Below are 15638 nucleotides of genomic sequence, written 5' to 3' on the forward strand. Positions count from 1 at the left end.
GGTCAGAGCCAGGCGTCGCGGACGTCGAGCGTGGTCCGGTCCAGCGACGCGAGCAGGTCCAGCTGCGGGCCGGTGCGGGGCAGCTCGTGGCGCACGAAGTAGCGGGCCGCGGCGCGCTTGCCCTCGTACAGGTCGCCGTCGCGACCCTCGGCGGCGAGCGCCTGCTCCAGCCAGATCCAGGCGAGCACGACGTGCCCGACGGCCTCCAGGTAGACCGTGGAGTGTGCGACCGCCAGCGCCGGGTCGTCCTGGCCGTGCACGATCCCGGTCACCTCGACGACCCGGTCCACGGCCGCCGCGACGGCGTCGGCGTGCGCGGCGAGTTCCCCGCCGACCGCGCGTCCGCGCTCCACGGTCTGCCCGATCGTCTCCCGCAGCAGCGTCAGCCCGGCGCCGCCCTGCATCACGACCTTGCGGCCCAGCAGGTCCAGGCCCTGGATGCCGTGGGTGCCCTCGTGGATCGGGTTGAGCCGGTTGTCGCGGTAGAGCTGCTCGACGTCGTGGTCGCGGGTGTAGCCGTAGCCGCCGTGGATCTGGATGGCCAGGTCGTTGGCGTGCAGGCACCACTGCGACGGCCAGCTCTTCGCGACCGGGGTCAGCACCTCCAGCAGCAGGTGCGCCCGGCGGCGTTCCGCGTCGGTCCCCGCCGTGCGCTCCTCGTCGAGGAGCCGCCCGCAGTACAGGTTCAGCGCGAGCGCACCCTCCACGTAGGACTTGCTCGCGAGCAGCATCCGCCGCACGTCGGTGTGGGCGACGATCGGCACCTGCGGGCTCGCCGGGTCCTTCGCCCCGGCCGGGCGGCCCTGGGTGCGGGTACGGGCGTGGTCGAGGGCCAGCAGGTAGCCGGCGTAGCCGAGCGCGGTGGCACCCGCCCCGACCCCGACCCGGGCCTCGTTCATCATGTGGAACATCTGGGCCAGACCGGTGTGCGGCTCCCCCACCAGGTAGCCGACGGCGCCCGCCTCCCCGCCCGGGGTCGCGCGGCCCTCGCCGAAGTTCAGCACCGTGTTGACGGTGCCGCGGTAGCCCATCTTGTGGTTGAGCCCGGCGAGGGCGATGTCGTTGCGTTCGCCGTTCTCCAGCACCCGGGGCACCACGAAGAGCGAGATGCCCTTCACCCCGGCCGGTCCGCCGGGGATCTTCGCCAGCACGAGGTGGACGATGTTCTCCCCCAGCTCGTGCTCGCCGCCGGAGATCCACATCTTGGTGCCGGTGATCCGGTGCGTGCCGTCGTCGCGCGGCTCGGCCCGGGTGGTGACGTCGGCCAGCGACGACCCGGCCTGCGGCTCGGACAGGCACATCGTGCCGAAGTAGCGGCCCTCCACCATCGGGCGCACCCAGGTCTGCACCTGCTCGGAGCTGCCGTGGGTGAGCAGCAGGTTGGCCGCGGCGACGGTGAGCATCGGGTAGGCGGCGGTGGCGACGTTGCCGGCGTGCAGCCACACGAAACACGCCTGGACGACGACGGCGGGCAGCTGCATCCCGCCGACCCGCTCGTCGAGCCCGGCGCCGACGATCCCGGTGTCGCCCAGCACCTTCAGCGCGGCGCGGACCTCGTCGGGGAGCGTGACGCGCTCGCCGTCGAACTCGGGCTCGCGGGTGTCGGAGACCTTGCGGTGCGGCGCGAAGTGCTCGGTCGCGACCTGTGCGGCGAGGTCGACGACGGCGTCGATGGTGTCGCGGTCGTGCTCGGCGTAGCGCTCGCGGTCGCAGAGCTCGACCACCCGCAGCCAGTCGTGGAGCAGGAAGTCGAGGTCGGCACGGGAGATCAGCTGCGCTCGCACGGCACCCACGATCGCACCCCGGGGCGGGTCCGGGGAAGCGGGCCGCTCAGCCCCCGGCCGCGAGCGCCGGGGCGAACGCCGGCGACCCGGACCGGCCGGTCCTTACCAGGCCGGCGACGAGCTCGCCGACGGCCGGGGCGTACTTGAAGCCCTGGCCGGAGAACCCGCCGAGGACGACGGTGCGCGGCTCCCACGGGGCGAGCGCGACGATCCCGCGGCGGGTCGGGGTGTAGCCCTCGACGTAGGACTCCAGCCGGGCGGGCCGGTCGGACATGCCGGCGAGGCGGGCGGCGACCGCACCGGCCCAGTCCCGGGTGTAGCCGGCCTCGACCAACGGGTGGTGGTCGGCCGGCGAGTGGACGCGGGGCTGCGGCTGCTGGTGGTTGATCTTGACGGTGGCGCCGTCGACGGCGGGGAAGAACGTGTGCACCGGTGCCGCGGTGTGGATCCCGGGCGGGAAGACCGCGGGCGCGAACCGGGCGGGGTCCCGCACCCCGAACCAGCTCAGCACGACACGGCGCTGCTCGATCCCGGTGACGCCCGGGACGAGACCGGCGCCGTGACCGGTGGCGATCACGACGTGGTCGGCGACGGTCTCGCCGTCGACGGTGTGCAGCACGACGCGCCCGCGCCGCCTGCCGATGCCGACGACGGTGACGCCCTCCCGGACGGCCGCCCCGGCCCGGCGGGCCTCCGCGACGAGCCCGCGGGTGGCGGTGCCGGCGTCGAGCAGCCCGCCGCCCGGGTCGAGCACGGCCACCTCGTCCGCGCCGAGCAGGTGCGCGGGCCAGCGCGCGGCCGCCGTGGCCGCGTCGAGCACGGTGGTCCGGCCCGGCAGCGCGACCGCCCGGACCCGCGGGTCGTCGCGGGGGCCGAGGGTGAGCGCGCCGCAGGCGGTGAACGGCGCGCCGGGCAGTCCGGTCCAGAGCTCACGGCTGCGGTCGAGCAGGCGGACGTGGTCCGGCCCGGTCGCGACGGCGGTGCGGAAGATCCGCGTCCCGCCGCCGGAACCGCCGTCGGGGTGGCCGACGCGCCCGGACTCCAACCCGACGCAGGACACCCCGGCGCGGGCCAGCGCGAGCAGCGACGCCGCGCCGAGCACACCCAGCCCGACGACGGCGCACTCGACCGACCCGGCCCGCCTCACGGGTGCTGCGACCGGATCCGGGCGTCCGCGGGCAGCGGCACGCGGGCCGGGTCCCGGGGCAGGCGTCCCGGCCAGACCAGGCAGAGCAGCGGCGGCGCACCGACCGCCCGCAGCGCGGCGACGGCCGTCACGACGTCCTCGGTGGTCGTCGCGGCGGTCTCGACGACGAGCACGCTCGGCCCGCCGTCGCGCACGCTGCACAGGTCCTCGTGCGCGAGCCGCGGGACCCGCAGGGCCCGCACGACCGGCGTTCCCGGGGCGACGGTCGTCGCCGGGGCGCCGGGGGTGAGGTCGCGGTACTCGCGCCGGTCCCCCACCAGTGCGGCCGCCTTGACCAGCTCGGACGCGACGTCGCAGGCGGGCTCGCGGGTCAGCTGGACGACGGTGAGGCGGTCGACGTGGCGCAGCAGGTCGCGGTAGGCACCGGCCAGGCGCGGCACCGCGTCCGGGGCGGTGCCCGGGGCGAGCACCGGCACGTCGAGCCGGGCCCGGAGCCGGTCCTCGGGGTGGGCCTCGGGCAGCAGTCCGCGGCCGCGGCGGACCGCGGGCACCCCGAGGCCGGCCAGCAGCAGCGCCGCACCGGCGCCGACCCCGGCCGCGCCGCCGACCCACCACGCGGTCGGGACCTCCGGCGCGACGACCGGATCGGGCCCGTCGACGACGACGGTGACCTGCCCGGTCCGGTCGGCCAGTGTCCGGCCGAGCTGCTCGGCGACCGGGTCGGTCCCGGTGGTGCCGGAGCTGCCGTTGGCCTGGGCGTCGGCGGCCCGCCGGTCGATCTCGGCGCGCAGCGGCTGGGTTCCGCCGGTGGTGACGGCGGCGTCGAGGGCGCCGATGCGCTCGCGCAGCGCGGTGACCGCGTCGTCGGCCAGCGCGGTGGCCGTCGCGTCGTCCGTGCCGGTGGCGCGGACGGCGACCACACCCGGTTCGGGTGCGGTGAGCACGAGGCGCCCGGCGACGTCGGTGACGGTGGAGCCGGTCAGCTGGGCGACGCGATCGGTGAAGGCGGCGCTGCCGGCCGCGGCGAGCGCGCGGGTGGTGGCCGGCCCGGGGTCGGCGGTGCCGACCGAGCCGACCTGCACCGACGTCGTCGCGACGGTGGGCGGCGGGAGGAGCACGGCCAGGCCCGCCGCGCCCGCGGCCGCGAGCAGCACGGCTCCGGTGACGGGCGCGCGGCGACGGCGCAGGGTCGCGCCGATCTCCGCCAGGGCGCCGTTGCGGTCCGTCCCGGACGGGACGGCTGCCGGTGCCGCGGCCGGGACCGGTGCGGCCGCAGGGGTGGTCGACGGGGCCGGTGCCGCGGTCCGGTCCGGCCGGGGCGCACCGGGCGGGGCCGGACCGTCGAACCCCGCCGGCAGCGCCGGTCCGGACCCCGTCGGGGCCGGACGCAGGGGTGCGACCGGGGGCCGCTGCGGGGTCGGTGCGGGGGTGGGCACGGACGCCGTCGGCGGCACCCGCGGGATCGACGAGGTGGCCGGGGACGGACGGGACGGTGCCGTCGGCGCCGGTGCGCCCAGCGGTGCGGACCGGGTGGGCAGGGCCGAGGAGCCGGTGACCGACGCCGTCCCCGTGACCGCCGACGGTCCGACGGGCGTCGTGGCCGACACCGCGCCGTGCGCATCGTCCGCGCCGTTCCTGCCCTTCGCGCCGTCCACCGAACCCGGACCCGGGGCCGGGGACCGGGGCGGGGACTGGGTGCCGGTGCGGGGTGAGGTCGGCAGCGACGTCGGGGTCGCGGTGCGGTGTGCCCCGGCGCGCGGCTCGGTCCCGGCGCGTGCGTCGGTGCCGTTGCGTGCGTCGGTGCCGTTGCGTGCGTCGGTGCCGTTGCGTGTCTCGGCTCCGGTGCGCGACTCGGTCCCGTGCTGCGCGTCGGTGCCGCTGCGCGGGTCGGCCCCGGTGCGCGGTCGCGTCTGGACGGTGTCCTCCACCCCGGAAACACCGGAAGCGTCCGGGGTACCGGGCTCCGCCGACGACGCGACGGGCTCGGCCCGGGTCACCGCACCCGGCGGCGGCACCAGCCCCCGCCGCCGCGACCGGGCCCGCGCCGGCATGCCGGGGCGCGACGACGGCTCGGCGGACCGCGGCAGCTCAGCCGACCGTGGCAGCTCAGCGGCACCGGTACCGGCGTCGCGCACCGGGGGGCGCTCGTCGCCCCAAGCCGGGGCCGCACCGGCCGGCGACGGAGTCACCGCGGGCAGCGCCGTGGTCGCGGAGACGTCGTCGACGGCGCCCGGGGCACCGTCGGCCTGCTCCTGCGGCGCGCCCCCGCGGCGGTAGGGCGTCGGCCGCGACGGCGCCGACCCGGCCACCGCCTCCGCCTCGCGCCGCGGCGGGACCAGCGGGGCCCGCGGGGTCCTGGTGCGGGCCATCAGCGGGACCCCGCGACCAGGGCCGGGCCACCGGGCAGGATCTCGGTGACCACGCCGGCGGGCGTGACCTCGGTGATCGTGGCCTCGCGCGGCTGCGGCATCCCGGCCGCCGCCTCGGGGCCGAAGTGCTCGGCCAGCCACGACGGCCGGTAGACCGTGTCCAGGTAGCGCTCCCCCATGTCCGGGGCGAGCGCAACGGCCGTGGTCGTCGCGTCGCCGTGGCGGCGCAGCCAGTCCGCGGCCCCCGCGACGACGGTGCCGGTCGACCCGCCGAACAGGAACCCGCGGCGGGCCAGGGCGTGGCACGCCTCGAGCGTGTCGGGCTCGGCGACGTGCACGACATCGTCGATGTAGGACTCGTCGAGCGCCTCCGGGCGGACGCTGGTGCCCAGCCCCGGGATCATCCGGGGCGTCGGCCGGTCGCCGAAGGTGACCGACCCGGCCGCGTCGACCGCGACCACCCGGACCGGCCGCGGCCGGGACCGGAAGTAGCGGGCGCAGCCCATCAGCGTGCCGGTCGTGCCCGCGCCGACGAAGACCACGTCGAGCTGCGGGAACGCCGCCTCGATCTCCGGCCCGGTGGTGACCAGGTGCGAGCCCTGGTTCTCCGGGTTGGCGTACTGGTTGAGCCACACGTAGCGGTCGTCGCCGGCGACCAGCGAGCGGACCAGCGCGATCCGGGTGGCGAGGAAGCCACCGGCCGCGTCCGGGGTGTCGACCACGCGGACCTCCGCGCCGAGCGCCGCCATCAGCCGGTGCGTGGCCGGGTTGCAGCGCGGGTCGGTGACGCAGACGAACCGGTAGCCCCGGCTCGCCGCGATCATGGCGAGCGCGACGCCGAGGTTGCCCGAGGAGGACTCCACGAGCACCGATCCGCGGTGCAGCAGGCCGCGCCGCTCGGCGTCGGTGACCATGCCGAGCGCGGCCTTGAGCTTGACCGATCCTGCGAAGTTGAAGCCCTCGCACTTGAGGTAGAGCGACAGTCCGAGGACCCCGGTCAGGTCGACGTACAGGTCGTCGGTGTTGAAGTCTTCGGGTGCGGAGATGACGGTCATCGTCGACCCCTCGTGTACCAGTGGTGGCGGCTCAGCCGTGCCGGCTCAGCTCGTGGAAGAAGTCGTCGACGGTGTGCAGCTCGCCGGCGCGGGCGACCTCGGCGTGGACGAACCGTCCGACGGCGAGGTCGAGGACCCCGAGGCCGAACGGGGAGAACACGACCGTGCGGTCGGTGGGGACGGCCAGCGTGCCGTCGAGCACCTGGTCGAGGGTGCCGTCGACGAAGTCGCGGTTCCCGGTGGCCTGTTCGGCCAGGTGCGGGGAGGTGTCGGCCTTGAGGCAGTGCTCGACGTCGTCGAGGACGTTGAAGGCGCTGAGCACGATGTCCGCGGACAGGTCGCGCAGCGACACGTTGAGCACCAGCGGGTGGTGGTCGAACCAGGCCGGGTCGTGCACGTGCGGGGTGCCCGCGACGGTCGCGAAGATCACGAGATCGCTGCCGCGGACCAGCGACTCGGCGGAGTCGTGGATCCGGACCTCGCCCGGCGCGGTGCGCTCGACGTGGCCCCGGAACCCCTCGGCGGAGTCCGCGGAGAGGTCGAACACGCCGACCTCGTCGAAGGTCCAGCCGGTGCCGACCAGGAACTGGTGGATGTAGCGGGCGATCAGCCCGGTCCCGACGAACCCGACGCGACGCGGGCGGGCCCCGTCGCGCGACAGCCGGTCGGCCGCCGAGGCCGCCGACGCCGCGGTGCGGGTCGCGGAGATGATCGAGCTCTCCAGGCAGGCGTACGGGTAGCCGGTGCGGGGGTCGTTGAGGATCAGCACCGCCGAGGCCCGGGGGACGCCGCGGGCGACGTTCTCCGGGAAGCTGGAGATCCACTTGATGCCGTCGACGCCGGTGTCGCCACCGGTGCCGCCCAGCGACGCGGGCAGCGCGATGATCCGCGACGACGGCCGGTCGGGGAACCGCAGGAAGTACGACGGCGGGTTCACCGTCGCGCCGGCACCGTGCACCCGGTAGGTGTCCTCGACGAGCTCGACGAGCTCCTTCTCCCGCCCGCCGAGCGCCCGCGCCACCTGGGCGCCGGAGATCACGGAGAAGGCGGGGACGGACTCGGCCGGGGCGTTCATCGGGCTCCCTCGAAGGCGGGGACGGCGACGCCGTCGGTCATGGCGACGACGACGTGTCGGTCACCGGTGTAGGGGTCGCGGCCGTGGGCGAACCGCAGGTTGTCCACGACCAGCAGGTCGCCGTCCTGCCAGGGCTCGCGGACGGCGTGCCGGTCGTGCGCGGCGTTGATCTCGTCGACGACCGCCTCGGGCACCGGGGAGCCGTCGCCGAAGCGGGTGCTGAACGGCAGCCCGTCCGGGCCGTGCATCTCCAGCAGGAACTCGCGGACCTCGGGGTCCATCGCGAACTCCGACAGGAACGCGATCTGGTTGAACCAGACCCGCTGCCCGGTGACCGGGTGCATCAGCACGCCGTGCCGGCGCTGGCGGGTGCGCAGCCCGCCGTCGGGCGTCCACTCGGTGGCGATGGCGTTGGCCCGGCAGTAGCGCTCGACGGCGTCGCGGTCGGCGGTGCCGAACGCCTGCTCCCAGGAGGCGCCGATGTCGTCGCCGTAGGAGCGGGTGAGGATCCAGCCCTCGCGCTCGACGCGGTCGACGAGTGCGGGCGGCAGGTCCGCCGCGACCCGGGTGGTGTCGACCAGCGGTGTCGCGCCGCCGGTCTCGGGTGCACGCAGGCAGGCGAACAGCAGCGTGGCGGGCGTGTCCAGGACGTAGGACAGCTCGTGGTGGGCGCACATCGGCTGGCGCGCGGGCCACGGGGTGGCCGAGTAGACGCCGTCGGACAGCAGGGTCCGGGCGGCGATCGCCTCGCGCTCGACGTAGCTGCCGGTCCCCAGCCGGGCGGCCACGCCGGCGACGTCGGCGACCGTGCGCAGGCCGAGCCCGCGCACCAGCACGACACCGTGGTCGTCGAGCAGGTCGCGCAGCGCGTCGCCGTGGCGCTCGGTCCAGCCGGCGGCGTCGCCGCCCGGGCCCGCGTCGAGGACGGGCGGTCGTCCGGGGTGCGGGCGCACCCCCAGCAGTGATCCGGTCATGTCTCCCCCTGTGGTGGTCAGAGCTGGTCGGCCGGGAGCAACCCGGCGAGGTCGGTGAGGACGGGATGGTCGAGCACCTGGCGGACGGTGACGGCTCGGCCGAGTGCGATCACGAGCTTCACCGCGGACAGCGAGCTGCCCCCCAGGTCGGCGAAGTCGTCTCCCGCGCCCACCGATCCGGCGGGCAGGTCGAGCACGCGGGTGACGGCGTCGACGACGCGGCGCTGGGCCGCGGTGAGATCGCCGCCGGTCGGGCCACCCACCGCCGGAGCGACGGCGGCCTGCGCCGCGGCCGCGGTCGCGTGCGCGGTGAGGGTCTTGCGGTCGATCTTGCCGTTGGCGGTGACCGGCAGCGGGTCGAGCCGGTGGACCGTCGGCGGGACCATGTAGGCGGGCAGGCTGCGCGCCAGCCGGGCCCGGACCTCGGGCGCGTCCGGGCCGTCGCCGGCGTGGTAGGCGACCAGCTGCGGCCCGCCCGCCGTCGTCGCGACGACGACGCAGGCGTCGCGGACGCCGGGCACCGCCAGCAGCGCGTTCTCGATCTCGCCGATCTCGATCCGGAACCCGCGGATCTTGACCTGGTTGTCGCGGCGGCCGAGGAACTCGAGCTGCCCGTCCGGGCGCCAGCGACCGTGGTCGCCGCTGCGGTAGAGCCGCTCGCCGGGCCGGTGCGGGTCCGAGCCGAACGCGGCGGCGGTGCGGTCGGGGTCGTTGACGTAGCCGCGGCCGACGCACACCCCGGAGAACACGATCTCCCCGGGCGCGCCGAGCGGGACCGGCGCCAGGTCGGCGTCGACGACGTAGACCTTCACCCCGGGCACCGGGGCGCCGAGCGGGACCCGGCCGTCCGCGGGAGCCTCGCGCAGCACGGCGTGGTTCGTGTCGTCGGAGGTCTCGGTGAGGCCGTAGGCGTTGACCAGCGGGACGCCGGGCAGCACCCGGAACCAGCGCTGCACCAGCTCGGTCTTGAGCGCCTCCCCGGTGGCCGAGACCATCCGCAGGTCGGGCAGCGCCGTGGGGTGCTCCTCCAGGTAGGTCAGCACGACCTCGAGGTAGCTGGGCACGAGCTGGGCGACGGTGACCCGGGACCGCACCAGGGTGTCGACGAAGCGGCGGACGTCGAGGATCACGTCCTGCTCGACGAGCAGGGTCCGCCCGCCGGCGAGCGGGCCCGCGACGAGCTGCCACAGCGAGATGTCGAAGCACTGCGGCGCGGTCTGGGCGACCACGCAGCCCGGCTCCAGCTCCAGGTCCTCGATCTTGGCGAGCAGGTGGTTGAGCATCCCGGCGTGCTCGCACATCGCGCCCTTGGGCTCGCCGGTGGAGCCGGAGGTGAAGTACAGGTAGGCGAGCCCGTCGGCCGGGACGTCGGCGGTGGGTGCGGGGCCGTCGGCGGCGGCGACCGCGTCCGGCACGGTCAGCACCGTCGTCGCGACGCCGGCCTCGTCGAGGTGGGCGCGGGTGGCGTCGGTGGTCAGCGCGATCCGGCACCCGGCGCGGGTCAGCGTGCGGGCGATCCGCTCGGCCGGGAAATGCGGCTCGACCGGCAGGTAGGCGCCACCGGCGCGCAGGACGGCGAGCACCGCGACCATCCAGTCGAGGTCGCGGTCGCACACCACGGCGACGACGTCCTCGGGCGCCAGCCCGGCGTCGAGCAGGGTCGAGGCGACGCGGGCGGCGCGGTCCTCCAGCTCGGCGCGGGTGAGGGTGACGCCCGCGTGCTCGGCGACGACCTCGTCGGGGGCCGCGGCGGCGCGGTCGGCGAGCAGCTCATGCGGGCGGCGGTCGGGCAGGTCCCGGGGCCGGCCGGCGAGGTCGCCGAGCTGGGCGTCGCGCTCGGCCCGCCCGACCAGCGCCGACGGACGCACGGGCGCGCCGGGGTCGGCGGCGGCGAGCGCCAGGGCCGCGGCGTGGTAGCCGGCGATCCGGGCGGCCGCGCCCACGTCGAGCAGGTCGAGACGGTAGGTCAGGCGCAGGGTCGCCCCGGACACCGCGACGTGCAGCCCGGCGGCACCCGGCCCGTCGCCGATCGTGGTGTCCGTGTCGGCACCGCGGTCACCGGTGCGGTCCAGCGCGCCGGGGGCGATCTCGGCGCCGCGCAGGTCCGTGCCCGGGTCGAGCACGGTGCCGAACGAGGGCACCGCCGTCCCGAGCTCGGCGGCGAGGCGTCCCAGGTCGGGCTCGGGGTGGGTGCGCAGCCCGGCCAGGGCGTCGGCGGCCGCGGTGACCAGCGCGGACCAGCTGCGGGCCGTGTCCAGGCACACCGGCAGCGGCGTCGCGCCGGTGCGGGCCGGGACACCGGCGGTCACCTCGGTGTCGCCGGACAGGGCCGCGAGGACGGCGGCGTGCGCGGCGAGCAGCACCGCGCCGGCCTCCACGCCGGTCACCGCGGCGACGGCGGCGACCGCGTCCCGCGGGATCGGCTCGGTGTGCACGGCGGTCCCGGGCCGGGACGTCGCCGTCCAGGACAGGGCCGGGGTGGCACCGCCGGTGAGCAGCACCCGGGTCCAGTACTCGCGGGCGGTCGTGGTGGCGGGGTCGGCGAGCGTGCCGGTCATCGTGCGGTCTCTCCGTTCAGCAGCGGGGTCGGGGCGGGGCGGGAGCGCGGGGCGGCGGCCGGATTGCCCTCCCAGACGGCACCGGCGGGGACCTCCTCGCCCTTCATGAGGAAGGCGTCGCAGCCGATGCGGGCGGCGTCGCCGACGACGGCGCCGTAGTGGACGAAGGCACCGACGTCGAGACAGGCGCCGGTGCCGACGGAGATGAAGTCGGACTTGAAGGTGCCGTCCTCCTGCGAGTGGCACTGCAGCACCGACCCGGCGTTGAGGACGACGTCGTCGCCGATGCGCACGAGCGTGCGGTCGGTCATGCCGCAGCCGTCGTCGAAGACGCGGCGGCCGATCTGCACGCCGAGCGCGCGGGTGACGAGGTTCTTGAACGGGGTCCCGGCGAGCATCCGGTCCCAGCCCTGCACCACGAGCTTCCAGTAGCGCTCGTGCCACCAGAAGTACGGGTCGTAGACCGAGCAGAAGCGCGGCTGGAGCCGGCGGCGCCCGGCGACGGTGAGCCGCTCGACGGTGATCGTGTACGTCATCGTGAACAGCAGCGACAACAGCAGCTGCACCCCGACCGCGACCGGGCCCAGCGGCGCCAGCAGGGCGGCCACGACCAGGGTGAGCAGGGTGACCCCGAACAGGGCGCCCCACCGGAACGCCACGGCCAGGGCGATGGTGCGGCGGTTGTAGCGGTTCTTGGCGCGCAGCCGGTCGTGCAGGTCGAGCCCGGTGTGCAGGTGGCCGAACATCGAGTCCCGGGCGACGGTGCGGGGGATCTCGAACGGCGGCGAGCCCAGGAGCCCGACCCCGGTCCGCACCCGGCCGTCGGTGGGGACGAGCGTCTTGGTGGCGATCAGGCAGTCGTCGCCGACCCTGGAGCCGGCCGTCCACACGATCCTGTTGCCCAGGAACGAGTTCGACGCAATCCGTGTCCGGTTCACGACGAATGCGGTGTCCGAATAGTCGACATTGACGATGGACAAACCATCGGCGACCATCGTGCCGGTTCCGATCGAGCTCGCGAACGGCGTCTCCTGCTTCACCGCGGTACCGAAATTCGTTCCCGTCTGCGGGGTGCGCCGGAGGTCGTGTCCGATGATCCGGAGGTAATCGACGATGTAGGAGCTGTCGCCGAGCAGATAGGTGAAGAACCGGACGTTCGTGATCCGTAACACGGTGCGCTGCAACGTGTATCGCAGGCCGTAGAGGGGGTACGGACGACCCTCGGTGAGCCCGAGCGACAGCACGCGCGCGACCACTGCGGCCCCGAACAGACCGACGGCCGTCCCGGCGAGGAGCAGGCCGGTCGAGCTGACGAGGGCGTCGAGCCAGAGCTGGGACGAGACCACCCCGGCGGCCCCGCTGCCGATCACCGCCGCCAGCGTCGGCACGGACGCCAGCACGACGTCGACCACACCGGTGCCCAGCGGCAGCCAGACCAGCAGCAGCCAGCCGAGCTGGCCGGTCGCATAGCCGGCGCGCCGGGCCCGGCCGACCGTCGCCGAGACCCCGGCGCCGGGATCTCCGCCGCCCGGGCGGGCCGGAGTGCCCCACCAGGTCGCACCGGCCGGGACGACCTGACCGGTGTGCAGCGAGGAGGCGTGGGCGAGCCGTCCGCCGTCGCCGATCTCGGTCCCGATGTCGATCACCGACGCCTCGCCGACGACGACGCGGGCACCGATCGTGACCCGGCCGGTCCGGATGATGCCCGGCTCGGCGCGGTAGCAGGACAGGATCGAGTCCTTGCGCAGCACGGTGTTCGCGCCGATCGTGAGCAGGTCCGGGCAGGCCGGGATGGTGCGCGCCAGCATGACCACGCCGGGCCCGATCCGGGCGCCGAGCAGCCGCAGGTAGAGCGGCAGCAGCGGCGAGCCCGCGGCGACCAGCAGCAGCGGGTTGGTGCGGACCAGGGTCCTGGCCAGCCAGAACCGGTAGTAGGCGGCACTCCACAGCGGGATCTCGCGCTCGGTCCACCGGCCGACGAGCAGCCACTTCGCGGCGATCGGGAGCACCGCGAACACCGTGAAGGCCACCGCCACCGCGGCCAGCGAGCGCAGGTAGAAGTCCACCAGCCCGGTGCCGAGGGCGATCCACTGGTACACCGCGCCGAGCAGGGTGCCGTAGGCGAGGGTGAACACGACGAAGGTGAGCAGCTGCGCCGCGCCGCACAGCACGTAGGCGCGGGTGGTGCCGGTCGGGACCGGCGGCGCGGGCGGCGCCTCGTCCGGCACGGGACCGGCGTCGCCGGCGAGCGCGACGGCCAGGCCGGCGGCGGTGGGGTGGGCGTAGACATCGGTCATCGCGACGTCGGGAAGGTCGTCGCGGCGGCGCACCCGGGCACAGAACCGGGTCATCGTCATGGAGTCGGCACCGAGGTCGGTGAACACGTCGGCGTCGGCCCCGACCTCGGCGCCGACCAGCTCGGCGAGGATCGCCCGGTAGCCCTCGCGCACGTCGTCGACGGTGCGAGCGGGGCGCGCGACCGACGGGGCGAGTGCCGCGGCCAGCCCGGCCACGGTGGGGTGGGCGTAGACGTCGGTCATCGCGACGTGCGGCAGGTCCGGCCGCTGCCGGACCCGCGCACAGAACCGGGCGAGGACCATCGAGTCGGCACCGGCGTCGACGAAGAAGTGGTCGTCCGGCCGCACGGGTGCGTCGAGCAGCTCCGTGATGATCGCTGTGAACGCGATCACGACAGCGTGTTCCGACTCGGACACCGTGCGCGATTCCTGTTCGCGCACAGGCCCGGCGGTCATCACCCCGTCTTTCGACACCATCGTCATCCCCCGGCAGTACGAGCGTGTACGGGCAGAATCGTCGACCATTTCCAGCGCGTTACATAGTCAATATTTATGATCGACCGACCCCCGACTCACACATTTTCGGGGGCAGAGCGGCACGATTCCGACCGCGACGTCGAGGGCGTCGCGGTCGCGGGCCGCGATCCGGCGCGATCCCGATGAACTGTTTTCGTGACTCGACGAGCGGGGGTTCGACGTGAGCCTGGATGTGATGCAGCTCACTACACATCAGTCATCGGTGCGGGCGTGCCGCGGAGGACCGGGGGGGCACCCGGCCGGTTCCGGCCGATCGCCCGTGGCCGGGCACGCGCGGTGATTCACTCGTCCGGCGACACCGGCCCCGGCGCGTGCGCACCGCCGCCGGGGTCGCCGGGGCGGAGCATGGACGGTTCTCCCCGACCACCACGCACAGGAGGACGTGTGACCGCACTGCCACGCCGCAGCGTGCTGCTCGGCACCCTCGGGGCCGCGGTCGCCGGGCTGGTGCCGGCCACGCCCGGCGGTGAGCCCGCCGCCGTGCCCCGCTGGTTCGCCGGCGCCCTGCGGCAGGCGACGACGCCCGACCCGTTCACCCTCGGCGTCGCCTCGGGCGACCCGTCGCCCGACGGGATGGTCCTGTGGACCCGGCTCGCCCCCGAGCCCGACGCCGAGGACGGCCGCGGCGGGATGCCCGACCGGGCGGTCGAGGTCGAGTGGGAGGTCGCCGAGGACGAGCGCTTCGCCCGCGTCGTGTCGCGCGGCACGGAGACCGCCACCCGCGAACTCGCGCACAGCGTGCACGCCGAGCCCGCGGGACTCGCCCCGGGCCGCGAGTACTTCTACCGGTTCCGTACCGGTGGCCACCTCTCCCCCGTCGCACGCACCCGGACCGCGCCCGCGGCCGGGGCGGCCGCCGCCTCGCTGACCATCGCGACGGCGTCGTGCGCGAAGTTCGGGGCGGGCCACTTCACCGCCTACCGCGGGCTGGCCGCCGACGCCCCCGACCTCGTCCTGCACCTGGGCGACTACTTCTACGAGACCGACCGGGGCGAGGTCCGCGACCCGGGACCGCCGGAGCCGAAGACCCTCGCCGGGTACCGCCGTACCCACGCCCACCAGCGCTCCGACGAGGACCTGCGCGCCGCGCACGCCGTCGCACCGTGGGTGGTCGTGTGGGACGACCACGAGGTCGTCAACGACTGGGACGGCGCGACGCCCGACCGGCGCCGTGCCGCGGCCCAGGCGTACTACGAGCACATGCCGCTGCGCCGGGCCTCGGTGCCCGACGGCCCGGACATCCAGCTCTACCGGCGGCTCGCGTGGGGCTCGCTCGCCACCTTCCACGTCCTGGACACCCGTCAGTACCGGATGCGCGGCTCGATGCTCGGCGCCGACCAGGAACGCTGGCTGCTGCGCGGGCTGGCCGACTCCGCCGCGGGCTGGGACGTGCTGGCCCAGCAGGTGTTCTTCGCCCCGCGCCGGGGCGGCAAGTCCGGCACCTGGGGGGAGTTCACCGGGTCCCGGGAGCGGGTGGTCCGCGGCTGGACCGAGGCGGGTGTGCGCAACGCCGTCGTCCTCACCGGCGACGAGCACGTCCACCACGCCAACGAGATCCCCGGTGCCGACGACCGGATCGCCGGCACCGAGCTCGTCACCACCTCGGTCACCTCCGGCGGCGACGGCGACGGCGACGCGAAGTCCGGTGGCAGCGGCAGCTCGGTGTGGTCGCTCGACCGGCGCGGCTACGTGCTGGCGACCTTCACCTCCGCGCAGATGCGCGCGGACTTCCGCACCGTGTCCCGGATCAGCGAGCCCGGTGCCACGGTGCGCACGGCGGCGTCGTTCGTGGTGCCGGACCGGGAGCCGGGCCTGAACAAGGTCTGACCCGCCCCCCCGCGC

Annotated in this window: 9 protein-coding genes; 1 reads left to right on the forward strand and 8 read right to left on the reverse strand. The window is 75.5% G+C overall.

Annotated features, from left to right (window positions below):
* Positions 1-2: 2 nt before the first annotated feature.
* From MTO91_RS16160 to MTO91_RS16195, 8 genes are read right to left on the reverse strand one after another with little or no spacing between them, the layout of a single operon-like run.
* Entirely contained in the window at positions 3-1784 is a 1782-nt protein-coding gene (locus MTO91_RS16160) for an acyl-CoA dehydrogenase (RefSeq protein WP_476651723.1), read from the reverse strand.
* Between the two features lie 46 nt (positions 1785-1830).
* Complete coding sequence (locus tag MTO91_RS16165) at positions 1831-2931, reverse strand: FAD-dependent oxidoreductase (protein WP_405416686.1); 1101 nt, start codon at positions 2929-2931, stop codon at positions 1831-1833.
* Entirely contained in the window at positions 2928-5300 is a 2373-nt protein-coding gene (locus MTO91_RS16170) for a hypothetical protein (protein WP_476651724.1), read from the reverse strand. The genes MTO91_RS16165 and MTO91_RS16170 overlap by 4 nt, the downstream gene beginning before the upstream one ends.
* Positions 5300-6355: a 2,3-diaminopropionate biosynthesis protein SbnA gene (gene sbnA, locus MTO91_RS16175; protein WP_476651726.1), complete on the reverse strand. Its 1056-nt coding sequence runs from the start codon at positions 6353-6355 to the stop codon at positions 5300-5302. Before sbnA ends, MTO91_RS16170 begins: the two co-directional genes overlap by 1 nt.
* A 31-nt stretch (positions 6356-6386) precedes the next feature.
* Complete coding sequence (gene sbnB / locus MTO91_RS16180; protein ID WP_350662368.1) at positions 6387-7430, reverse strand: 2,3-diaminopropionate biosynthesis protein SbnB; 1044 nt, start codon at positions 7428-7430, stop codon at positions 6387-6389.
* Entirely contained in the window at positions 7427-8404 is a 978-nt protein-coding gene (locus MTO91_RS16185) for a TauD/TfdA family dioxygenase (protein ID WP_226364866.1), read from the reverse strand. The genes sbnB and MTO91_RS16185 overlap by 4 nt, the downstream gene beginning before the upstream one ends.
* Positions 8405-8421: 17 nt before the next feature.
* Positions 8422-10962 (reverse strand): non-ribosomal peptide synthetase, encoded by a 2541-nt coding sequence (locus MTO91_RS16190; protein WP_476651728.1) that lies wholly within the window; start codon positions 10960-10962, stop codon positions 8422-8424.
* Positions 10959-13652: a Pls/PosA family non-ribosomal peptide synthetase gene (locus tag MTO91_RS16195; RefSeq protein ID WP_405416679.1), complete on the reverse strand. Its 2694-nt coding sequence runs from the start codon at positions 13650-13652 to the stop codon at positions 10959-10961. The genes MTO91_RS16190 and MTO91_RS16195 overlap by 4 nt, the downstream gene beginning before the upstream one ends.
* Before the next feature lie 489 nt (positions 13653-14141).
* On the opposite strand from MTO91_RS16195, the gene MTO91_RS16200 reads away from it, so the two are divergent.
* Positions 14142-15623 carry an alkaline phosphatase D family protein gene (locus MTO91_RS16200; RefSeq protein ID WP_476651730.1) on the forward strand — a complete coding sequence of 494 codons (1482 nt, stop codon included), beginning with the start codon at positions 14142-14144 and terminating at the stop codon, positions 15621-15623.
* The last annotated feature ends 15 nt before the right edge of the window (positions 15624-15638 follow it).

This window comes from Pseudonocardia sp. 2-7, assembly GCF_056341085.1.